Source organism: Myxococcus hansupus, from assembly GCF_000280925.3.
Lineage (GTDB): Bacteria > Myxococcota > Myxococcia > Myxococcales > Myxococcaceae > Myxococcus > Myxococcus hansupus.
This window is the reverse complement of record NZ_CP012109.1, coordinates 6,143,611-6,163,517: the sequence shown is the minus strand read 5'-3', so window position 1 is coordinate 6,163,517 and position 19,907 is coordinate 6,143,611. Positions and strand designations below refer to the sequence as shown.

Annotated in this window: 17 protein-coding genes and 1 pseudogene; 12 read left to right on the top strand and 6 right to left on the bottom strand. The window is 69.7% G+C overall.

Annotation, left to right across the window (positions count from 1 at the left end; genetic code table 11):
- Nucleotides 1-114: 114 nt before the first annotated feature.
- The 6 genes from A176_RS23850 to A176_RS23825 all read right to left on the bottom strand — a co-directional run bounded on the left by A176_RS23850 (nt 115) and on the right by A176_RS23825 (nt 6,205).
- Nucleotides 115-1,806, bottom strand: a complete 1,692-nt coding sequence (locus A176_RS23850; protein ID WP_002640712.1) for a serine/threonine-protein kinase — start codon at nt 1,804-1,806, stop codon at nt 115-117.
- A gap of 32 nt (nt 1,807-1,838) precedes the next feature.
- Nucleotides 1,839-2,177 carry a DUF971 domain-containing protein gene (locus A176_RS23845; protein ID WP_002640711.1) on the bottom strand — a complete coding sequence of 113 codons (339 nt, stop codon included), beginning with the start codon at nt 2,175-2,177 and terminating at the stop codon, nt 1,839-1,841.
- 56 nt (nt 2,178-2,233) lie between these two features.
- A complete protein-coding gene (locus A176_RS23840) occupies nt 2,234-3,940 on the bottom strand; it encodes an HD domain-containing phosphohydrolase (RefSeq protein ID WP_002640710.1) in 1,707 nt (568 codons plus the stop codon).
- Between the two features lie 19 nt (nt 3,941-3,959).
- A complete protein-coding gene (locus A176_RS23835) occupies nt 3,960-4,859 on the bottom strand; it encodes a fibronectin type III domain-containing protein (protein ID WP_002640709.1) in 900 nt (299 codons plus the stop codon).
- On the bottom strand, nt 4,856-5,308 hold the full coding sequence (locus A176_RS23830; RefSeq protein ID WP_002640708.1) for a FecR domain-containing protein: 453 nt from the start codon (nt 5,306-5,308) through the stop codon (nt 4,856-4,858). The genes A176_RS23835 and A176_RS23830 overlap by 4 nt, the downstream gene beginning before the upstream one ends.
- A 93-nt stretch (nt 5,309-5,401) precedes the next feature.
- Nucleotides 5,402-6,205 carry a carbon-nitrogen hydrolase family protein gene (locus A176_RS23825; protein ID WP_002640706.1) on the bottom strand — a complete coding sequence of 268 codons (804 nt, stop codon included), beginning with the start codon at nt 6,203-6,205 and terminating at the stop codon, nt 5,402-5,404.
- 207 nt (nt 6,206-6,412) lie between these two features.
- Between A176_RS23825 and A176_RS23820 the strand changes: the two genes are divergently transcribed.
- The 12 genes and pseudogenes from A176_RS23820 (at nt 6,413) to dut (ending at nt 19,837) form a co-directional block, all read left to right on the top strand.
- Nucleotides 6,413-6,898 (top strand): ribosome maturation factor RimP, encoded by a 486-nt coding sequence (locus tag A176_RS23820; protein ID WP_002640705.1) that lies wholly within the window; start codon nt 6,413-6,415, stop codon nt 6,896-6,898.
- A gap of 62 nt (nt 6,899-6,960) precedes the next feature.
- Nucleotides 6,961-8,661: a transcription termination factor NusA gene (nusA, locus tag A176_RS23815; protein ID WP_002640704.1), complete on the top strand. Its 1,701-nt coding sequence runs from the start codon at nt 6,961-6,963 to the stop codon at nt 8,659-8,661.
- The gene (locus A176_RS38170; protein ID WP_226993969.1) at nt 8,597-9,016 is read left to right on the top strand and encodes a YlxR family protein; all 420 of its coding nucleotides are present in this window, start codon (nt 8,597-8,599) and stop codon (nt 9,014-9,016) included. Before nusA ends, A176_RS38170 begins: the two co-directional genes overlap by 65 nt.
- 81 nt (nt 9,017-9,097) lie before the next feature.
- A pseudogene (gene infB, locus A176_RS23810) lies at nt 9,098-12,335 on the top strand (translation initiation factor IF-2).
- 117 nt (nt 12,336-12,452) lie between these two features.
- On the top strand, nt 12,453-13,070 hold the full coding sequence (locus A176_RS23805; RefSeq protein ID WP_002636436.1) for a DUF503 domain-containing protein: 618 nt from the start codon (nt 12,453-12,455) through the stop codon (nt 13,068-13,070).
- Nucleotides 13,067-13,426, top strand: a complete 360-nt coding sequence (rbfA, locus tag A176_RS23800) for a 30S ribosome-binding factor RbfA (protein WP_002636435.1) — start codon at nt 13,067-13,069, stop codon at nt 13,424-13,426. Before A176_RS23805 ends, rbfA begins: the two co-directional genes overlap by 4 nt.
- 32 nt (nt 13,427-13,458) lie before the next feature.
- Complete coding sequence (truB, locus tag A176_RS23795) at nt 13,459-14,328, top strand: tRNA pseudouridine(55) synthase TruB (protein ID WP_002636434.1); 870 nt, start codon at nt 13,459-13,461, stop codon at nt 14,326-14,328.
- A 209-nt stretch (nt 14,329-14,537) separates the two neighbouring features.
- Nucleotides 14,538-14,807, top strand: a complete 270-nt coding sequence (rpsO, locus tag A176_RS23790; RefSeq protein ID WP_002636433.1) for a 30S ribosomal protein S15 — start codon at nt 14,538-14,540, stop codon at nt 14,805-14,807.
- Between the two features lie 371 nt (nt 14,808-15,178).
- On the top strand, nt 15,179-17,350 hold the full coding sequence (gene pnp / locus A176_RS23785; RefSeq protein WP_002636432.1) for a polyribonucleotide nucleotidyltransferase: 2,172 nt from the start codon (nt 15,179-15,181) through the stop codon (nt 17,348-17,350).
- Nucleotides 17,351-17,512: 162 nt separating this feature from the next.
- A complete protein-coding gene (locus A176_RS23780) occupies nt 17,513-18,307 on the top strand; it encodes a hypothetical protein (protein WP_002636431.1) in 795 nt (264 codons plus the stop codon).
- A 6-nt stretch (nt 18,308-18,313) separates the two neighbouring features.
- Nucleotides 18,314-19,324: a M23 family metallopeptidase gene (locus A176_RS23775; protein ID WP_002636430.1), complete on the top strand. Its 1,011-nt coding sequence runs from the start codon at nt 18,314-18,316 to the stop codon at nt 19,322-19,324.
- Nucleotides 19,325-19,381: 57 nt separating this feature from the next.
- Nucleotides 19,382-19,837 carry a dUTP diphosphatase gene (dut, locus tag A176_RS23770; protein ID WP_002636429.1) on the top strand — a complete coding sequence of 152 codons (456 nt, stop codon included), beginning with the start codon at nt 19,382-19,384 and terminating at the stop codon, nt 19,835-19,837.
- The last annotated feature ends 70 nt before the right edge of the window (nt 19,838-19,907 follow it).

Genomic DNA, 19,907 nt, shown 5'->3' with positions numbered 1-19,907 from the left:
CCGGCCGGACCATCGCATCCGTGCCGGGGACAGCGACGTTTGGTGAGGTGAGGCGCGTGCTTCACGCTGACCTGCTGCTCTTGGCCGGGCCATCGCATCCGTGCCGGAGCGCGCTCACCGCTTCAGCTTCACCTCGAGGCTCGTGGGCGCTCCGCCCGTGAACGTTCCCTTCCACGTGCGGTAGCCCTTGAGGCGCACCTGGAGGGAGACACGACCCGCCGGGAATCGATTGTCGATTCGCAGCGGAGTCGTCCCGAGTTGCACGTCATCCACCCAGACGGCGGCGCCCGGAGGCTCACTTTCGACGGTGAGCGTCGGCGTCGTCAGGCGGAGCCCCGTCGCGGAAAGCACCTGGATGAGCAGGGTGGAGCGCTGGGGCCAGAGCCAGACGCCGCCCGCGAGCACTCCCAGCGCGACGAGGATGCCCACCACTCGCTTGCGCCGTTGTCGCTTGAGCCGGACCGCGTCGTCGGGCCAGTCGCTGTCGGGAGGCAGGTCACGTTCCGCGAGCTCCAGCGCGTCCGCATCCGTCTGGAGCACGCTCCGCACGCCCGCGGTGGAGAACGACTGGGGCACGCTCTCCGCGAGCGACTGCTGCGGCGAGAGTTCCAGGTGCGGACCCGGCGCGGCGCGCGCTGTCGGGCGGGAGACCCCAGCGGTATCTCGCGGCAGCGTGGACGCTGGCGTACCGATGCTCCGCGCTGACGGAGGGCAGTGCTCGCACGGGGCGCCCGGCGCGGCGAGGACGTGCTGGCAGCGCAGGCACCGATGCACCATGCGCCCACTGCTGCTGAGGGCCGGGCCACCCGGCAGTGAGAGGGGCTCCTCCTCGAATTCGGCACGATAGGGCGCGTGCGCGGGAGACGCCGTCTCGACGCGGAGCCCCGACGCCTCAGCCTGCTCGCGCAGTGTCGGCGGCAAGCCCAGCTCGCGCATGAACGCGGCCAGCGTCTGCGACGTCGCCGGCAATCCCGACTGCGCGAGCCACCGCGCGAAGCCGTCGCTCAGTGACTCCGGCGAGTGGAAGCGCGCTGCTGGAACTGTCGCCAGCATGCGCGTCACCGCGCCCGCCAGCGGCCCGGGCACGTCCCGAGGCGGCGTCACCGGTCGCGTCAGAATCGCGTAGGCCACCGCGCCCGGGTCCTGCTCGGCATGGAACGGATGCTGTCCGGTGAGCAGCTCATGGAACACGATGCCCAGGGAGAACTGGTCGCTCGCGGCGGTCGCGGGCTCGCCGCGCAGCACCTCGGGCGCGCTGTAGGCCTCCTTCCCGCGAAAGATGCCGGGCGCGGTGTGCTGGGGGCCGGCCATCCGGGCGATGCCGAAGTCCGTCAGCTTCACCTCTCCCTCGCGCGACACGAGGATGTTGGAAGGGGAGACGTCCCGGTGGGCCATCATCACCGGCCGCCCGTCATGCACCTTCCGGTACGCGTGCCCAAGCCCCGCCAGGCACTGGTGGACGATGAACGCGGCCAACTGCGGCGGGAAGCGAATGCCCCGACGCGCGGCCGAGGCGAGCAACACGCCCAGGTCCCAGCCGTCCACCAGCTCCATCACGAGGAAGAGCCCCTCGGGGCCCTGGCCCACGTCGTGGACGGTGGCGATGTTCTGGTGCTGCAGCAGCGTGGACAGCCGCGCCTCGGCCAGGAACATGCGCGCGATGTCGGGGTCGCGCGCGAGGTGTGGCAACACGCGTTTGATGGCCACCGGGCGTTCAAAGCCCTCCGCGCCGCGCGCCACGCCGAGAAACAGCTCCGCCATGCCTCCCGAGGCCAGCGGCCGGACGAGCCGGTAACGTTCGTTCACGGGCCCTCCAGGCCGGGGTGGCCCTCACCCGTTCAGGTGGCGGGTTGGGTGACGTCGCGCAGCAGCTTCCAGGGGTAGATGCCGGTGGTGTGGCCGTCGCTGAAATTGAAGGCCAGCGCGTAGTTGCCCACGGGCTGCACCTGCTGGATGCGAAGGTCGGCGGGGACCTTGGTTTGGTCCAGCGTCCGCTTGTTCGTCCACTCGTCCACACAGGCGGCGCAGGGGCACTGCTGACGCAGCACCTGCGCGGTGGCGCCCGACTTCACGCCATCATCCCAGGTCAGGTCCAGGCGGCCACCGTCCGAGGACAGGCGTGCATCCGTCGCGGTGACGGCTTGGGGGGCGGGCTTGATGCGGTCCCAGAAGCTCAACGTTTCACCTTCCAGCGTCTCAACAGTCCGGCGTCCTCCCTACCATCCTTCCGGCGTCAGGAGGCGAGCTTCACGGGCAACCGGTGCCCTTCCAACCGGACGCCCTGCTTCGCGAGCACCTGCTTCAGGGCCTGGACGACCTTGGGGTCCAACTGGGCGCCGCAGAGGTTGTCGAGGATTTCCATCGCCTTCTCCAGCGGCATGGCCTTCTGGTACGGGCGGGTGGAGGTGCAGGCGTCGAAGGTGTCCGCGCACGCGACGATGCGGGCCAGCAGGGGGATGTCCTCGCCCTTGAGCTTGTCCGGGTAGCCGGTGCCGTCCCAGCGCTCGTGGTGGTGGCGGACGCAGGCGCGCACCGCGCCCAGGAAGCTCACGGGGCCGATGATGGCGTCACCGATGGCGGGGTGCTCGCGCATGATGGCCATCTCCTGGTCCGTGAGCTTCGTCTGCTTGCAGAGGATGGACTCCACGATGCCAATCTTCCCGATGTCGTGGAGGATGCCGCCGTATTGAAGCTGCCGCAGCTCGCGCTCGGTGAGCTTCAGCTCCCGGCCAATCTGCACGGACACGTCGCCCACGCGCTGGCTGTGGCCTCGCGTGTACGCGTCCTTGGAGTCGATGGAGTTCGCCAGCGCGACGATGGTCTCCAGGTAGCCCTTCTCCAGGCTCTCGTAGAGACCGCGGTTCTCCATGTCATACGCGAGCAACTGCTTGCTCATGTAGTTGAACGTCTGGGCCAGCTCGCCCAGCTCGTTCTTCTGCGGGATGTCCACCTCGACGCCGAACTTGCCGTGCGCCAGCTCCAGCGCGCCGCTGATGAATCCCTTGAGCGGCCGGGTGAGGTTCCGGGAGAACAGCGCGGCCAGGACCACGGCGACCAGGATGGCGGCGCCCAGGCCCAGCAGGATGCGCTGCTCCATGGTGTCCACCTGGCGGTAGGCGTGCTCCACGGGCTGCTCGGAGACAATGGCCCAGCCCAGCACGGGCAGCGCCGTGTACGCGGCCACCACCGCGTCCCGTCCCTCGCCGAAGTTTCCGACGTGGAACATCTCCATGTCCGGTTTGCCCTCGAGCTGCTGGCGCACGTGCGCCACGGGGCCGCGCTTCGACACGTCCTCGCCCAGGTCCGCGATGCCGCCGCCTCCCGCGACGAGGTGCCCGCGCCGGTCCGCCAGGTACGCGAAGCCGGTGCTGCCCACGCGCTCCTGCTCCAGCATGTTCCGCAGGTCCGCGAGCGACAGGTCCGCCGCGACGTATCCGCGGACGGGCTCGCCCACGGGGAAGGCCAGCGTCAGCACGGGCTCTCCGCCGCTGGTGTCCTTCACCACGTCCGCGTAACGCACGCCCTCGATGCCTCGGAGCAGCGCCAGCGCGCGTTCCTCATGGCCGGCGAGGGCGGTGGGGGGCACGTCGTGTTTGGAGAAGGCCTGAAGCCCCGGCAGTCGTTTGCCCTCCGCGTCGAACACGGTGAGCGCCAGCACTTCACGCCGCTGGTTGAGCACCGAGGCCAGATGCGTCTGCTGCGCCTCCAGCGGCAGGCCGAAGAAGCCGGGGATGCGGGCCAGGCCCAGCACGGCGTCGGTGGGCTCGCCCAGGAAGATTTCGGCCTTGAGGCGGAGCTGCTTCACCCGCTCCTGCGCCAGCTCTTGCGCGTCGCGCACCAGCAGCTCGCGCGTGTGGGAGACGGAGAGCCAGCCGACCATCAGCGTGGGGACGACGCCCACGATCAGCATCAAGAGGAGGATGGCTTTGAACAGGCGCACGGTGTGGCTCCTCCGGGGGTTACTGCCACTGCCCCTTCTTCACCTCGAGCTTGAGCCGCTCGGGCACCAACTCGAAGTGGCGCGGCGCGCTGGGCTCGGACCGGCCCGCGGCCCCCTGGGCGCGCACCGTCCATCGGTAGCGCCCCGCGGGGAGGACGGGCAGCTTCGCCTCCAGGGTGGTGACCGTCTGCGTGAAGACGGCGCGTTGCTCCTGCTCGCGCGACACCTCCACTTCGTATCGCTCGGCGCCGGACACCGCCGCCCAGGTCAGCTTCACCGGGCCCAGGTGCCCGTCGCCGTCCGGACGACGCTTCAGCTTCGCGGCGTTCTCCGGCTGCGCCGGCGCAGGGGCCACCAGCAGCGGCGTGGGCACCGGGGGAGGGCGGCCCTTGTCCACGCGGACGGCCTCACCCTTGGCGACGGGCTGCGTGACACCCTCCGCTTCCACGCGGACCGGTGGGCCCTGCTTCACGGTGACGGTGGTGCTGTCGCCGCTGTCGCCGACCTCCACGGAGAACGCGGAGGACTGCGGCGAGCGGACCGCCGCCACCAGCTTCCCCGCCGTGTTGGCCGCCTCGGAGGCCTGGGCGTACCGGGCGCCGCGGAAGTGCGTCTCCGCGTCCTGGAGGTGCGCCGAGGCTTCGGGTGGCACGTTCGTATCCTTGGCGCTGGCCAGCAGCGTGCGCGCGGTCTCCATCGCCTTCTGCGCCAGCACGCGCTCATGGCCGGGCACCTTCAGCCGGGTCCCCGCGCTCACCACCTCCGAGGACAGCCCGTTGAGCGACTGCAGCTCCTCCGCGGCCTTCGGGTCGCCCAGGGTTCGCTCGGCCACCTGTCGCAGCGACTCGTTCGGGCCAACCACCACGGTGTCCGGCGGCGCGGCGCCCAGCCATGTGAGAAGCAGGAGCGCCGCCTTCATTGGAAGACAATCTCCCTTCCCGCCTGGATGGTGGCGGACGGCGTGGTGACGGAGAGGGACTGGGTCGCGGGCTTCTCCAGCTCCGCGTCGATGCGGCCCCGCAGCACGGTGAGGTCCGTGCGCTGCTGTCCGGGGCGTGGGCGCGTCTCCGCGATGCTGATGAGCGAGTCCCCGCCCAGGTGCACCGTGCTGCCGTTGGCGGAGAAGACGATGTCGGTGCCGGCGCCCGCCTCGGTGCGGACCTTGTCGTTCTCGAAGAGGGGCTGGCCTTCGCGCGCGGGGCTCCACTCATCCGCCGCCGCGCGTTTGATTTGGACGCCCCCCTTGATGGTGCGCAGGTGGGCACGGAGCGTGGCCACGGGCGTCGGTGTCGCCGCGTCGGGCGCGGACGGGCGCTCGTCGGCGGTGCAGCCGGCGGGAAGGGCCGAAAGCGCGAGCACAAGCAGCATGGGTGACCAGCGTCGTCCGTTCACGAGTGGAGTTCCGGGGACCCGAAGTCTATCGAAGGTGGACCCGAGGGGGCGGGCACGGGCACACGCACGCTAGTCCAAACGGCGGTGCTCCAGGCAGGGCAGGTTGCGGCGAATACGGGTTTGCAACTCCGGGTCCACCGGTGCCAATGCCAGGCCCTCGCCTTCGGAGGCGCGGGCGGTGACCAGGCCCCACGGGTCCACCACCATGGCATGGCCATAGGTGAGCCGGTTGGCGGAGTGCCGTCCTCCCTGGGCGGGCGCCAGCACGTACGCCTGGTTTTCAATGGCGCGCGCCCGCAGGAGCACCTCCCAGTGGTCCTTTCCCGTCATCAAGGTGAAGGCCGCGGGGACCGCCAGCAGGGTGGCGTTGTCTTTCGCCAGCCGCCGGTACAGCTCGGGGAAGCGCAGGTCGTAGCAGACGGACAGCCCCAGCCGTCCCACCTCCGTATCGGCGGAGACCACCTCCGTGCCCGGCGCCACCGCCGCGGACTCGTGGTAGGTGGCACCATCTCCTACATTCACGTCGAACAGGTGAATCTTCCGGTAGACGGCGAGCCGCTCGCCCCCGGGACCGAAGAGGACGCTGGTGTTGTAGAGGCGGCCCCCCGGGGCGCCCGTCTCCAGGACGCTGCCGGCCAGCACCGTCACTTTCAGCTCCCGGGCCAGACTGGCCATCCGGGACAGTGTCGGACCGTCGAGTCCCTCGGCGGCGTCCTGGCGCTCGGGCTCCGGGCCCATCCAGGAGAAGTTCTCGGGGAGGCCCACCAGTCTGGCGCCCAATCCTGCGGCCCGCCGGACGAGCCGGGTGGCGGACTCCAGGTTGTGCGCCTTGTCGGCGGTGGACACCATCTGCGCGGCGGCGATGAGGTGCATGGCCGCGTTATAACTCCCGCACAAGCGCGGAACCCCTGGGAATTCCTCGCGCTGTCGGGCGGGTTTCACCCGGAGCAGGAGGGTGCGTCCTTCCTTTACACCCCGACGGGGCGTGTGCTACGGACGCCCCGACATTTTTCGATGATGCACTTCGAAAAGTGGGCCCCGTGCCCGCTTTTCGTGTTTTTGGAGACTGGTTTCCCGGTTATGTCGGAGAAGAACCTCAAGCAGACGGTGGAGGAGAGGGCCTTGGCCCTGCTCGAACCCATTGTCGCGGGTGAAGGCCTGGAGCTCGCGGACCTGGAATTCCTCCGGGAGCGCGAGGGCTGGGTTCTCCGTTTGTTCATCGACAAGCCGGGTGGCCGCGTGGGGCTGGACGAGTGCTCCCAGGTGTCGCGAGCGGTGGATCCATCGCTCGACGTGGAGGATTTCATTCCCCACGAGTACAGCCTGGAGGTCTCCAGTCCCGGAGTGGACCGGCCGTTGAGGAAGCCGGTGCACTTCGAACGGGTGAAGGGTCAGAAGGTGAAGGTGAAGACGTTCGGCCCGGTGGGAGAGCCCCCGCGCAAGAACTTCACCGGCACGCTGACCGAGGTGGCGGGCGACGGGATCGCGGTGGAAGTGGAAGGTGCCGGAACCTTCCACATCCTGTTCAAGGACATCGCCAAGGCGAATCTGGAGTTTCAGTTCTAGACGCCGACATACAGGGTGCCCCTCCGCGCGAGGGCGCCCGTGGACCCTTTTAGGAGAAGACCATGCCCACGCAGCAAGCCAACCCGAGCGTCAACCTCAACCTCGTCCTGGACCAGGTCGCCAAGGACAAGGGCATCGACCGGGCTGTGCTGATTGCCACCCTCGAGGACGCGATGAAGACCGCGGCCAAGAAGCACTTTGGCCAGGACCGCGAGCTTGAGGCGAAGTACGACCCGGACAAGGGCGTTGTGGAGCTGTTCCAGGCCATCACCGTGGTGGAGGAGATTGTCGATCCGGTCCAGGCCGTGAATCAGATCTCCCTGGTCGAGGCCCACAAGAAGGGCATGGAAGTGGAGCCGGGCGACGAGCTCGTGTTCCAGATCTTCTACCGGGACGAGGACGCCGCCGAGGCCAAGGCGCAGGACGACCAGTACGGTGACATCCTCCGCCTGAAGACCTTCCGCCGCGGCTTTGGCCGCATCGCCGCGCAGACGGCCAAGCAGGTCATCCTGCAGCGCACGCGCGACGCCGAGCGCGAGAACGTCTTCAACGAGTACCGCGACCGGAAGAATGAAATCGTCACCGGCATCGCCCGCCGGTTCGAGCGCGGCAACATCATCGTGGACCTGGGCCGCGCCGAGGCCGTGCTGCCGGTGCGCGAGCAGGTCCCGCGCGAGACGTACCGCCCCGGTGACCGCGTCCAGGCCTACGTGCTGGACGTGCTCCGTGAGTCCAAGGGCCCCCAGATCGTCCTCAGCCGCGCGTCCGTCAACCTGCTCACCAAGCTGTTCGAGATGGAGGTGCCCGAAATCGCAGAGGGCATCGTCGTCATCGAGGCGGCGGCGCGTGAGCCGGGTGGCCGCGCGAAGATCGCCGTCTCCAGCCGGGACTCCGACGTGGATCCGGTCGGCGCCTGCGTCGGCATGAAGGGCAGCCGCGTGCAGGCGGTGGTGCAGGAGCTGCGCGGCGAGAAGATCGACATCGTCCCGTTCGACGAGGACCCGGCCCGGTTCGTGTGCTCGGCCCTGGCACCGGCGGAGGTCAGCCGCGTCATCATCGACGAGGCCAACCACGCCATGGAGCTCATCGTCCCGGACGACCAGCTCAGCCTGGCCATTGGCCGCCGCGGCCAGAACGTCCGCCTGGCCGCCCAGCTCACGGGCTGGAAGCTGGACATCAACAGCGAGAGCCGGGTGCGCGAGCTGCGCGAGTTCGCCAACCGCTCGCTGGGCTCGCTCCCTGGCGTCAACGAGATGCTGGTGGAGACGCTCTACGCTCACGGCTTCCGCCAGGCCCGGGACATCGCCGAGGCCAACGCGGAGATGCTGGCCCAGTTGCCGGGTATCGACCCGGCTCGCATCCCCTCCATGCAGGAGGCTGCCCGGACCCGGATGGTCGAGGATCAGGCGGAACTCTCTCGCATGGATTATGAAAGGGAGCAGGCCCGGATCGCGGAAGCCCGCCGGCATCCGGACGAGCTCAGCCAGCCCGAGCGCATGGCCCGTGTCCGGGGCGTCGGTGAGAAGACCATCGAGCAGCTCATCCTCGCCGGGTACCGCTCGGTGGAGGACATCGCCAACGAGAAGGACCTGGCGAAGCTGGGCGATGTTCCGGGCGTGGGTATCAAGAAGGCCCGCCAGCTCAAGAGCGCGGCGGAAAACTACCTGGTGGAGGAAGCCAAGCTGCGCGCGGAGCTGAATGCCGAGCGCGGCGCAACGGCGGCGACGTTTGAGGGTGGCGCGGAAGCCACCAAGTCGCCGTAAGCTAGGCAAGGGAGGGGACGTGCGGCGCCCCGCAGGCCGGCCTGGGCCGGATGCGCAGAACACGGAGTCAGGTCCGGTCCGGACGTGCGTCGGATGCGGGTCGCGGCGGCCTCAGAGGGAGCTCACCCGGTTCGGGGTCAATCCCGAGGGTGCCATCGAGGTCGACAGGAAGAGGCGGCTGCCTGGACGGGGCGCCTACCTGTGCGGTGCCGGTTGTCTGACGGCGGCGCTGAAGCGGAAGGCGTTTGGTAGGGCCTTTCGCGGAAAGGCGGGCCAGGTTGACCCGTCGCAGCTCGGACAGGCATGGGAGCCGGGGGTCGGTGAGCGGAGGGGTGCGGGGGGGAGTGGGTGTTAGTCACCACTCGCACACATTTTCGGGTTCGGACTAGGGTGCTGCGCCCCGGAGTCGGCGGAGCAGAAGGCCAACAAGGGCAATATGTCGAAGAAGCGCGTCCACGAAATCGCCAAGGAACTCAAGAGCCACGGGATTGAGCTCGACAACAAGGAGGTCGTCACCGAGCTGTCGAGCCTCGGTTACGACGTCAAGAGCCACTCGTCGTCTCTCGATGACGACCAGGCGACCGCTGCCGTCCAGAAGATTCTGGACAAGCGCAAGCCGAAGCAGGCCACGCCGCCCGTGACGGCGAAGGGCTTCGTCGTGCGCCGCAAGGTGGGCCCGCCCGCCGGTGCGACGGCGGATGGCGCCGAGGCGGCCTACGCTGCGGAGTCCGCTCAGGGCTACGAGCCGTCCTCCGCACAGTCCGAGCCGGTCGCCCAGGCTCCCGAGGTCCCGGTCCAGGCCGAGCCCCCGGAGGCGCCGCGAGCGCCCGTCGAGGCGCCGAGCGCGCCGGAACCCCAGCGGGTCGAAGCCCCCGTCTCCACGCCGGAGCCGGTCGCCGCGACTCCCGTCACTTCTACGCCCCCGCGCCGGTGGCCGAGGTCCCTCGGGCCCCCGCCGCCGTCGAGGTGGCTCCCGCCACGCCCACCGCCGAGGCCCCTGCGGCCCCTGCGGAGGCTCCTCCGGCTGCCGTCCCGGCTCCTGCCGTCGCGCAGCCTCGTCCCCCTGTTCAGGAGAGCACCACCTTGCCCCAACCCCCCCCACGCTCACCGGTACCGCCGACTGTCCGGACGCCTTCGAGCACTCCTTCGTCCGCGACCGTCGTCTCCCGGGGCCCCGCGCCTGGCTATCAGCAGCGCGGACCCGGTGGTGGTCGCCCCGGTGGCCCGGGTGGTCCCGGTGGTCGTCCCGGTGGTCCGGGCGGCCCGGGTGGTCGTCCCGGTGGTCCGGGCGGCCCGGGTGGTCGTCCCGGTGGTCCGGGCGGCCCGGGTGGTCGTCCCGGTGGTCCGGGCGGTCGTCCGTCGTACCAGGGGCAGAGCTCGTACCAGGGTCAGGGCTCGTACCAGGGCCCGGGCTCGCGTCCCGGTCAGGGGCCGGTGCGTCCGACCTCCGCGCCCGGCACGGGTGTCCAGGCCTCGGCCTCGGCCTCTCCGGTTCCGCAGGGTCCCACCATCATGGTGGGCGGCGTGCCCCACGCCCAGGTGACGCCGACGGGCTCGCAGGCCCGCCCCACGGCGACGCAGGCCGTCGTCATCTCGCGCCCGCTCATCCAGGTGCGCCGCGTGACGCCCACGGCGGGCGCCGCCAAGCAGTACCCCATGGCGCCGGGCCGCACGGGCATCCCGAGCGGCGTGAGTACAAGGTGGTCCCGGACCACCTGGGCCGTGGCCGCGAGCTGGTGGACGTCTCCAAGAACAAGGAGCGTGGTCAGCGCAAGCGCACCAGCGGTGATACGCAGAGCGTGTCCAAGCAGGAACTGACGGACATGGTCTGGGGCCGCGTCACCATCCCCATCCGTGGCAAGAAGCGCAAGCCCACGAAGAAGGGCGCCAAGACGCAGATCACCCAGATGGCCGAGGAGAAGAAGGTCATCAAGCTGCAGGAGGGCATCTCGGTGTCCGACCTGGGCCAGCGCATGGGTGTGCGCAGCAACGAGCTCATCAAGAAGCTGATGGGCATGGGGAAGATGGCCACCGCGAACCAGATGGTGGACGCGGACACGGCGGAGACGGTCGCCAGCGACTACGGCTGGAAGATCGAACGCGTGGGCTTCGAGGTGGAGGACTACCTGCCCGAGGTGGAGGCCCGTCCCGAGGACGAGCGTCCCCGTCCGCCGGTCGTCACCATCATGGGCCACGTCGACCACGGCAAGACGAGCCTCCTGGACGCCATCCGGAAGGCCAACGTCGCGCAGGGCGAGGCCGGTGGCATCACCCAGCACATCGGCGCGTACAGCATCAGCACCGCGCGCGGTGACGTGACGTTCCTCGACACGCCGGGCCACGAGGCCTTCACGTCCATGCGCGCCCGCGGCGCCGACGTGACGGACATCGTGGTGCTGGTGGTCGCCGCCGACGACGGCGTGATGCCGCAGACGGTGGAGGCCATCAAGCACGCGAAGGCGGCCGAGGTGCCCATCGTCGTCGCCATCAACAAGATGGACGTGCCGGGCGCGAACCCGGACCGCGTGAAGAAGGACCTGGCCAACCACGAGCTCACCCCGGAAGAGTGGGGCGGCGACACCATCATGGTTCCGGTCTCCGCGAAGACGAAGGAGAACCTGGAGCTGCTGCTGGAGAACCTGGCCCTCCAGGCCGAGGTGCTCGAGCTGTCGGCCAATCCGAACCGCCCGTCGGTGGGTGCCATCATCGAGGCCAAGCTGGACCGCGGCCGTGGCCCCGTCGCCACGGTGCTGGTGCAGGAAGGCACGCTGAAGCTGGGCGACGCCGTCGTCACCGGTTCGCACTACGGCCGCGTCCGCGCGATGACGAACAGCCGCGGCGAGCAGGTCAAGGAAGTGAAGCCGGGCTACTGCGCCGAGGTCGTCGGTCTCTCCGGCGTGCCGAGCGCGGGTGACGCCATCAACGTGGTGGCGGACGAGAAGGCGGCCAAGCAGATCGCCGAGCACCGCAACATGAAGGAGCGGCAGACCGAGCTGTCCAAGGTCAGCCGCGAGTCCCTGGAGCAGCTCTTCGCCAAGACGAAGGCGGGCGGCGGTCCCAAGGAGCTGCGCGTCGTCATCAAGGCGGACGTGCAGGGCTCGTCCGAGGCCGTCAAGCAGGCCGTCCAGAAGCTGACCACGCACAAGGTCAAGGTGGAGGTCGTTCACTCCGGCGTGGGCGCCATCACCGAGGGCGACGTGATGCGGGCGGCGGCCTCCAAGGGCGTCGTGCTGGGCTTCAACGTCAACCCGGAGTCCGGTGCCGAGGCCGCGGCCAAGGCGCAGGAAGTGGTGCTCAAGAGCTACTCCATCATCTACGAGCTCATCGACGGGGTTCGGACGGAGATGGAGGAGCTCCTGGAGCCCATCCGCACCGAGCGCAAGCTGGGCCGTGCGGAGGTGCGCAACACCTTCAACGTGCCGCGTCTGGGCACCATCGCCGGTGCGGCGGTGCTGGATGGCGTCATGAAGCGCGGCGCCTTCGTTCGCCTCATGCGCGAGAACAAGCAGTTGTTCTCAGGCAAGATGGCGTCGCTGCGTCGCTTCAAGGATGACGTCAAGGAGGTCGCGCAGGGCTTCGAGTGCGGTATCGGCATCGAGAGCTTCAACGACCTCAAGCCGGGCGACATCATCGAGGCGTACGAAATCGAAGAGACCCGCCAGAGCCTCACCTAGTCGCAAGGAGAGCGTCAGCGCCTCCCTGAAACCCTGGGAAGACCCCATCTTCCCAGGGTGCTGAAGCCCGGGTTGCCGCCGCCTCTGGCGCGGTGACCCGTGGCATGGGGGACTCGTATGTTCGTTGGTGTCGCACGCCTCACCCTGCAGATTCCGGACAGCGGCTCGCTGAAGTCCAAGCGGCAGGTGGTCCGCCGGGTGACGGACCGGCTCAAGGCCCGCTTCAACGTGGCGGTGGCCGAGGTCGAGGACCAGGACCTCTGGCAGAAGGCTTCCCTGGCGCTCGCGGTGGTGGGCAATGACCGCCGCCACGTGGATGAGCAGCTCGAGAAAATCATCCACCACGTCGAGGAGATGTACGTCGCCCCGCTGTTGTCGCGGGAGACGGAAATCCTGGGCATGGGCGACCAGCTCTTCGCGAGCGGCCCGGCCGTCAGGCCCTCTGTCCGGGCGGCTTTCTCGGCGGAGGGGGTGGATGAGGATTTGGAAGGGCTTCCGCTCTCCGCGGAGCAGGCTGCGGCGCATTCGGAGGCCGCCATCGCCCGCTTCCTGCGGGGCGAGCGCTCGTCGCTGGCGGAGGCCGAGGGGTTGGGGGATTGGGACAGCCGCCACGAGGGCGGCATGGACGGCGGCACGGGCCGCCCGTCTCCGTCGAGCGGTGGACGGATGACGATTGATGAGGCGCGGGCTCGGGCCCGCTCCCTGCGCAACCCGCGAGACTGGGAGAAGAAATGACGACGCATTCCCGACCGGAGCGGGTGGGGCAGGAAATCCAGGCGGCCATCGGTGACTTGCTCACCCGGGGCATGCTGAGGGACCCGCGTATCGGCTACATCACCATCACCGGCGTGAAGGTCTCCCCGGACCTGCGCGTGGCGCGTGTCTTCTATTCGATGATGGGCACCGAGCAGGAGCGCGCGGACACGCAGAAGGGCCTGGAGGCCGCCAAGGGCTTCGTTCGCCGCGAGGTGACGTCGGTCGTCAACCTGCGCGTGTCGCCGGAAATCTTCTTCTCCTTCGACGAGTCCGTGGGGGAAGGTGACAAGATTGACCGGTTGCTGCGCGAAGTCCGGAACAAGGAAGGCTGGTAGTTCCAGCCCCCGGCCTCCAGTATTGGCGTGACATGGACGGCGTCCTCGTCATTGACAAGCCCTCTGGCCCCACGTCGTTCGACGTGGTCCGGCAGGTGCGTTCGCTGCTTCGCATCAAGAAGGTGGGCCACACCGGCACCCTGGACCCGCTGGCCACCGGGGTGCTGCCGCTCTGCCTGGGCGAGGCCACCAAGGTCGCGGGCTTCATCACCGAAGGTGACAAGGCCTACGACGCCACGGTGCGCCTGGGCTCGGAGACGGACACACTGGACGCGGAGGGGCAGGTGACGGCCCATGCGCCGGTGCCCGCCCTGACGCCCGCGCTCATCGAAGCCGCGCTGGCGCGCTACCGCGGCACCTACGACCAGATTCCGCCCATGTATTCGGCGGTGAAGGTGGGCGGCAAGCGGCTCTACGAACTGGCCCGCGCGGGCGAGGAAGTGGAGCGGGCCGCCCGTCAGGTGACGGTCTACGAGCTCGTGCTGCGCGACTTCTCCGCGGACCGCCTGCAGGTGTCGGTGCGCTGCTCCAAGGGCTTCTTCGTGCGCACCCTGGCGCAGGACGTGGGCCGCGCGCTGGGCTGCGGCGCCCACCTGGAGGCGCTGCGGCGCACCGCCAGCGGGCCGTTCTCCCTGGCGCAGGCGCTGCCGCTGGCGGACCTGCCCGGCCTGGTGAAGGACGGCGCGCTGGCCGGCCGGCTGGTGTCCATGTCCGCTGCGTTGGTGGACATGCCGGAGGTCCGCGTGGGGCCCGCCGAGGCCAAGCGCGTCTCCCACGGCGTCCCGGTGGAAGTCCCCGCGGGGCGGTCCGGCCGGGTGCGCGTCATGGGCCCGGAGGACGCGCTGCTGGCGGTGGCCGAAATCGTCGAGGGCCGCCTGCGCTATCTGCGCGTGCTCGTTTGAATCCGGGACTTTTCGCGGGGTTGCGGTTGTAAGTCTCCGCACGCTCCCGGACCTTCCGGGGCTGGCGGGCGGGCGTCCTTGGTTGACCCCACGGGGGGTGAAGCTTATAAGCCCCCCCGCTCGTTAGTAGGACGAACCCGGTCTGTACCCCTCCGCGGACCGCGGCGACGCGAGCAGCAACTCCACCGGAGCGGGCAAGGAAGAGTCACATGTCGCTGCATCAGGAGCGCAAGTCGGAGCTGGTGTCGAAGTTCAAGACCCACGAGACGGACACGGGTTCGCCCGAGGTGCAGGTGGCGCTGCTGTCCGAGCGCATCACCATGCTCACCGAGCACTTCAAGACGCACAAGAAGGACCACCACTCCCGCCGCGGTCTGCTGAAGCTGGTCGGTCAGCGCCGCCGCCTGCTGGACTACCTGAAGTCCAAGGACGTCGCGCGGTACAAGAAGCTCATCGACGGCCTCGGCATCCGCAAGTAGGCAGTTGAGCAGGACCGGGGCGCTGGCAGAAACCAGCGCCCCGCGCGTTTAAGACGTAAGTGGTACCGGAAGTGGAAGCGCGGCGGGTGGTGGCGGGCAAGGGAGTGGTGGCTGCGGAGGTTTTGGTTTCCGTTCGGAAGGGCTGACCGCGGTCGGCCCGTGCGACCAGGGATCAAAAGTTCCGAGACATCCCTCCGGCGCTCCGCAAGCGCCCTCCGCAGTACATGCTGGCGGTTGCCTCAATTGGCGCCTGTCTTGAGGCGCGGGTGACCGCTCAAACACCCCGAGGGCCCTCCCGGGGTGCCGGGCCTATTTCCCAGGCCGGGTGCGCGCGGTGGGGTCTTCGCCCTGAAGAATCCAGAGGCACGGACATGTTGAAGAAGAGCGTCAAGATTGGCGAGAGCGAGCTGAGCATCGAAGTGGGCCGTCTGGCGAAGCAGGCCGACGGTTCCGTGGTGGTTCGCTACGGCGACACCATGCTGCTGGTGACGGCCGTGAGCGCCCGGGAGAAGAAGGACATCGACTTCCTCCCCCTGACGGTGGAGTACCAGGAGAAGCTGTATTCGGCCGGCCGCATCCCCGGCAGCTACTTCAAGCGCGAGGGCCGCCTCACGGAGAAGGAGACGCTGGCCAGCCGCCTGGTGGACCGCTCCTGCCGCCCGCTGTTCCCGGAAGGCTACGCGTACGAGACGCAGGTCATCGCCAGCGTCATCTCCTCGGACCCGGAGAACGAGGGTGACATCCACGGCATCACCGGCGCCTCCGCGGCGCTGTGGGTGTCGGACATCCCGTTCGACGGCCCCATCGCCGGCATCCGCGTGGGCCGCGTCGGCGGCGAGCTGGTGGCCAACCCTACCGCGAAGCAGCGTGAGCAGAGCGACCTGGACCTGGTCATGGCCGTGAGCCGCAAGGCCATCGTCATGGTGGAAGGTGGCGCGGAGGAGGTCTCCGAGGCCGACATGGTCGCGGCGCTCGACTTCGGCTTCAAGACGGCGCAGCCCGCGCTGGACCTCCAGGACGAGCTGCGGCGCGAGCTGAACAAGCAGGTCCGCGCCTTCGACAAGCCGGCCGCCGTGGACGAGGGCCTGCGCGCCAAGGTGCGCGAGCTGGCCATGGACGGCATCAAGGCGGGCTACGGCATCAAGGAGAAGGGCCCCCGCTACGAGTCGCTCGGCAAGACGAAGAAGGAGACGCTCGCCAAGCTCAAGGAGCAGCTCGGCGACGGCTACACCCCACTGGTGGAGAAGCACGCCAAGTCGGTGGTCGAGGACCTGAAGTACGAGCACATGCGCGAGATGACGGTCAACGGCGGCCGCATCGGTGACCGTGGCCACGACGTGGTCCGTCAAATCACGTGCGAAGTGGGCGTGCTCCCGCGCACCCACGGCAGCGCCGTCTTCACGCGCGGCGAGACGCAGGCGCTCGTCGTCACCACGCTGGGCACCAGCGACGACGAGCAGCGCCTGGAGATGCTGGGCGGCATGGCGTTCAAGCGCTTCATGCTGCACTACAACTTCCCGCCGTTCAGCGTGAACGAGACCAAGCCGCTGCGTGGCCCGGGCCGCCGTGAAGTCGGTCACGGTGCGCTGGCGGAGCGCGCGCTGCGCAACATGGTGCCCAAGAGCGAGTCCTTCCCGTACACGGTGCGCCTGGTGTCGGACATCCTGGAGTCCAACGGCTCCTCCTCCATGGCCTCCGTCTGCGGCGGCACGCTGGCGCTGATGGACGCGGGTGTTCCGCTCAAGGCTCCGGTGGCGGGTATCGCCATGGGTCTGGTGAAGGAAGGCGACAAGATCGCCATCCTCTCCGACATCCTCGGTGACGAGGACCACCTGGGCGACATGGACTTCAAGGTGTGCGGCACCTCGAAGGGCATCACGTCCATCCAGATGGACATCAAGATCACCGGCCTCACCACGGAGATCATGAGCCGCGCGCTGGAGCAGGCGCGTCAGGGCCGTCTGCACATCCTGGGCGAGATGCTCAAGACGCTGGCCGAGTCCCGCAAGGAAATCAGCCAGTACGCGCCGCGCATCACCACCATCCAGATTCGTCCCGAGTTCATCAAGAACGTCATCGGGCCGGGCGGCAAGGTCATCAAGGACATCATCGCTCGCACGGGTGCCGCGATTAACATCGAGGACTCGGGCCGCGTGGACATCGCCAGCGCGAACGGCGAGGCCGTGAAGGCCGCCATCGCGATGATTCAGGCGCTGACCCGCGAGGCCGAAATCGGGAAGATCTACACGGGCACGGTGCGGAAGATCGCCGAGTTCGGCGCCTTCGTGGAGCTGTTCCCGGGCACCGACGGCCTCATCCACATCTCGGAGCTGTCCGACAAGCGCGTCAAGAGCGTCTCCGACGTGCTGAACGAGGGCGACGAGGTGCTGGTGAAGGTCGTCAGCATCGACAAGACGGGCAAGATTCGTCTGTCGCGCAAGGAGGCCATGGCCGAGCGCGCCGCGCAGCAGGGTGCCGCCGCCGGTGAGGCCGCCGCGCAGCCCGCGGCCCCGGCCCCCACGCAGCCCGACGCGAAGGCCTAGTCCTTCGCGAAGCCCCGGGCTCCCCTCACGGGAGCCCGGTGTGCCTGACGCCCCCTTCTGCCTCGGCGCGGGAGGGGGTGTTTTCGTTTCGGCCCGCCTTCGCTTAGACCGTCCCAGGGGGCCGTGCGTTGAGGTGCGAGTCCCGCCCGGACTGGAGCCTGCTTGCCGCCTCGCCCACCCAGCGCGCCGCCGTCCACGCCGTTCCTGACGGACGTCTCCCGGTTCCTGGGGGCGTTCCGCTGGGCGTTCATGCCGCTGGGGCTGGTGGCGTTGATTGCGGTGGGCGTGCACTCGGCGGCGGACACGCTGGATGAGCGGCTGTTGTCGGTGGTGGACCGGGTGGACGCGGCCTTTGACGGCTTCGTGGGCCGCTTCGAGCTGACGGCGCCCATGGTGGAGTGGGTGTCGCTGGAGCAGCGCACGCGCATCGCGCGCTTCCTGGCGCTCGCGTGGGAGTTGTGCGCGGACCTCGTGCTGGCGCTCCCCGCCTTGGGCTATCGCGAGTCGAGCGCGCCGGCGCCCGTGGAGGCCTGGCGCGCGATGATGGAGCCCCAGCCCGCGCAGCCGACGTGGCGGGCCCTGTGGACGCGGTGTTGGCGCAAGCCCACGCCCCTGCGCTGGCTGCGGCCGCTGGCGACGGCGGCGGTGGTGCTGGCGGGCGCGTGCGCGGTGGCGAAGCTCATCCAAGGCTCGGTGTATCTGTCCTGGCGTGAGCTCTTCGGAGATGCCGCGGCGGACATCGCGGCGCGCGTGCTGGCGCTGGCGGGGCTGGTGGGGGTGCTCGCTTCGCTGGGCTGGCGCGCGGTGCTGCGCAACCTGCAACACGCGGACGCGGTCTGCGAGGAGGGTGGAGGCAGGCGCGCCTGGCGCCGGGGGCTCCTGGGCTGTTTGGTGGTGGTCCCGCTGGCCGTGGCGGCGGCGGTGGACGCGACGCCGCTGTGGTCCTTCTTCCGGTAGGTGCCCGTGTTCCCGCGCCGCGCGAAAGGACTGCTCGACTTCTGCATGGCCGCGCTGTGCGTGTGGGCGGCGTACCACCACACGCCCGCGGGGGCGTTGCTGCGCAAGGCGACGGCGTGGGCCACGGGGACGCGGAGCACCGCGCGGCCCCTGCTCGCGTACTACGACGGGGTGAGTGGCACCGCGGTGACGGCGCCGCTGGTGGCGCCCGATGTGCCCCTGATGCGGACACTGACGGACGCGGAGGCGTTGGCGTGGGGCACCCACCTGGCGCTCAAGTCGATGGACGCCCGTGCGCGAGCGCCGGTGGTGGCGCTGGCCTCGGAGCTGGGCGTCTCCACCGCGGCGCTGCTGGATTCGCAAGAGGGCCCCGCCGCCGCGCGCAGGCTGCATGCGGCCCTGACGGAGGACTTCCCAGGAGAAGAGGCCCGGCTGACGGCGCTGTTCGCGGGCCGCGTGCCCGCGCGCTACGCCCTGGACCGGATGAAGGCGGAGGGGGGCACACCCTCGCTGGAGCGGCTCGCCAGTCAGCTCCCGCCCGGCTTCGAGGGTGCCTCCGTGGGCGCCGCCCAGGCCCTGGCCCTGGCCACCGCCTTCGGTCTGGCGTGGCCCGTTCATGAGAGCGCGCGCGTGACGAGCCCGTTCGGTGAGCGCTTCCACCCCGTCCTGGGCCGGCGCAAGTTGCACACCGGTGTGGACCTGGGCGTGCCCATTGGGACGTCCGTCGCGGCCGTGGCGGACGGCGTGGTGCGCAGGGCCAGCGAGGACGCGGTGAATGGCCGTGTGCTCGTGGTGGACCACGGGCGCGGCGTGACGACCGCGTACTGCCACAACTCGGAGCTGCTGGTGAGGGTGGGGGAGCGTGTGTCTCGCGGGCAGCGCGTCGCGCTCTCGGGCAACACGGGCCGCTCCACGGGGCCGCATCTGCACTACCAGTTGGAGCTGGCCGCGCGGCCCATGGACCCGCTGAAGTTCCGCACCGCGCTGCGCTCGGTGGCGAAGGACGCCGCGCCGTGACGCAGCCGTGGCACGAAGTGGGTTGAGCGTCGGGGTGGCTGTGCTACGTCCTGGCGCATGTCTTCCCCCCTCACGGTGAAGGTGCGCCGGGTGCGCACCCATGCGGAGCCCCTGCCACTTCCCCGCTACGAAACGGCGCAGGCCGCGGGCCTGGACCTGCGCGCGGACATCGAGGGAGAGCGGGTGCTGGGGCCGCTGGAGCGGATGGCGGTTCCCACCGGGCTCGCGCTCGCGCTTCCTCCCGGCTACGAGGGGCAGGTGCGCCCGCGCTCGGGACTGGCGCTGCGGCACGGCGTCACGCTGCTCAACGCACCAGGTACGGTGGACGCGGACTACCGGGGCGAGGTGCAGGTGGTGCTCGTCAACCTCTCCAACGAGCCCTTCACCTTGCGGCGGGGAGACCGGGTGGCCCAGTTGGTGGTGGCCGCGGCGCCGCAGGCGGCGTTGGTGGAGGTGGAGGTGCTGGAGGAGACCCCCCGGGGCGAAGGTGGCTTCGGTTCCACGGGGCGCTAGTCAAGGCCCCCTGTGCTTGGCGTTCCTTGATGACAGGGGAGCGTGCAGAATATGAGGCTGGGCCTTCCCC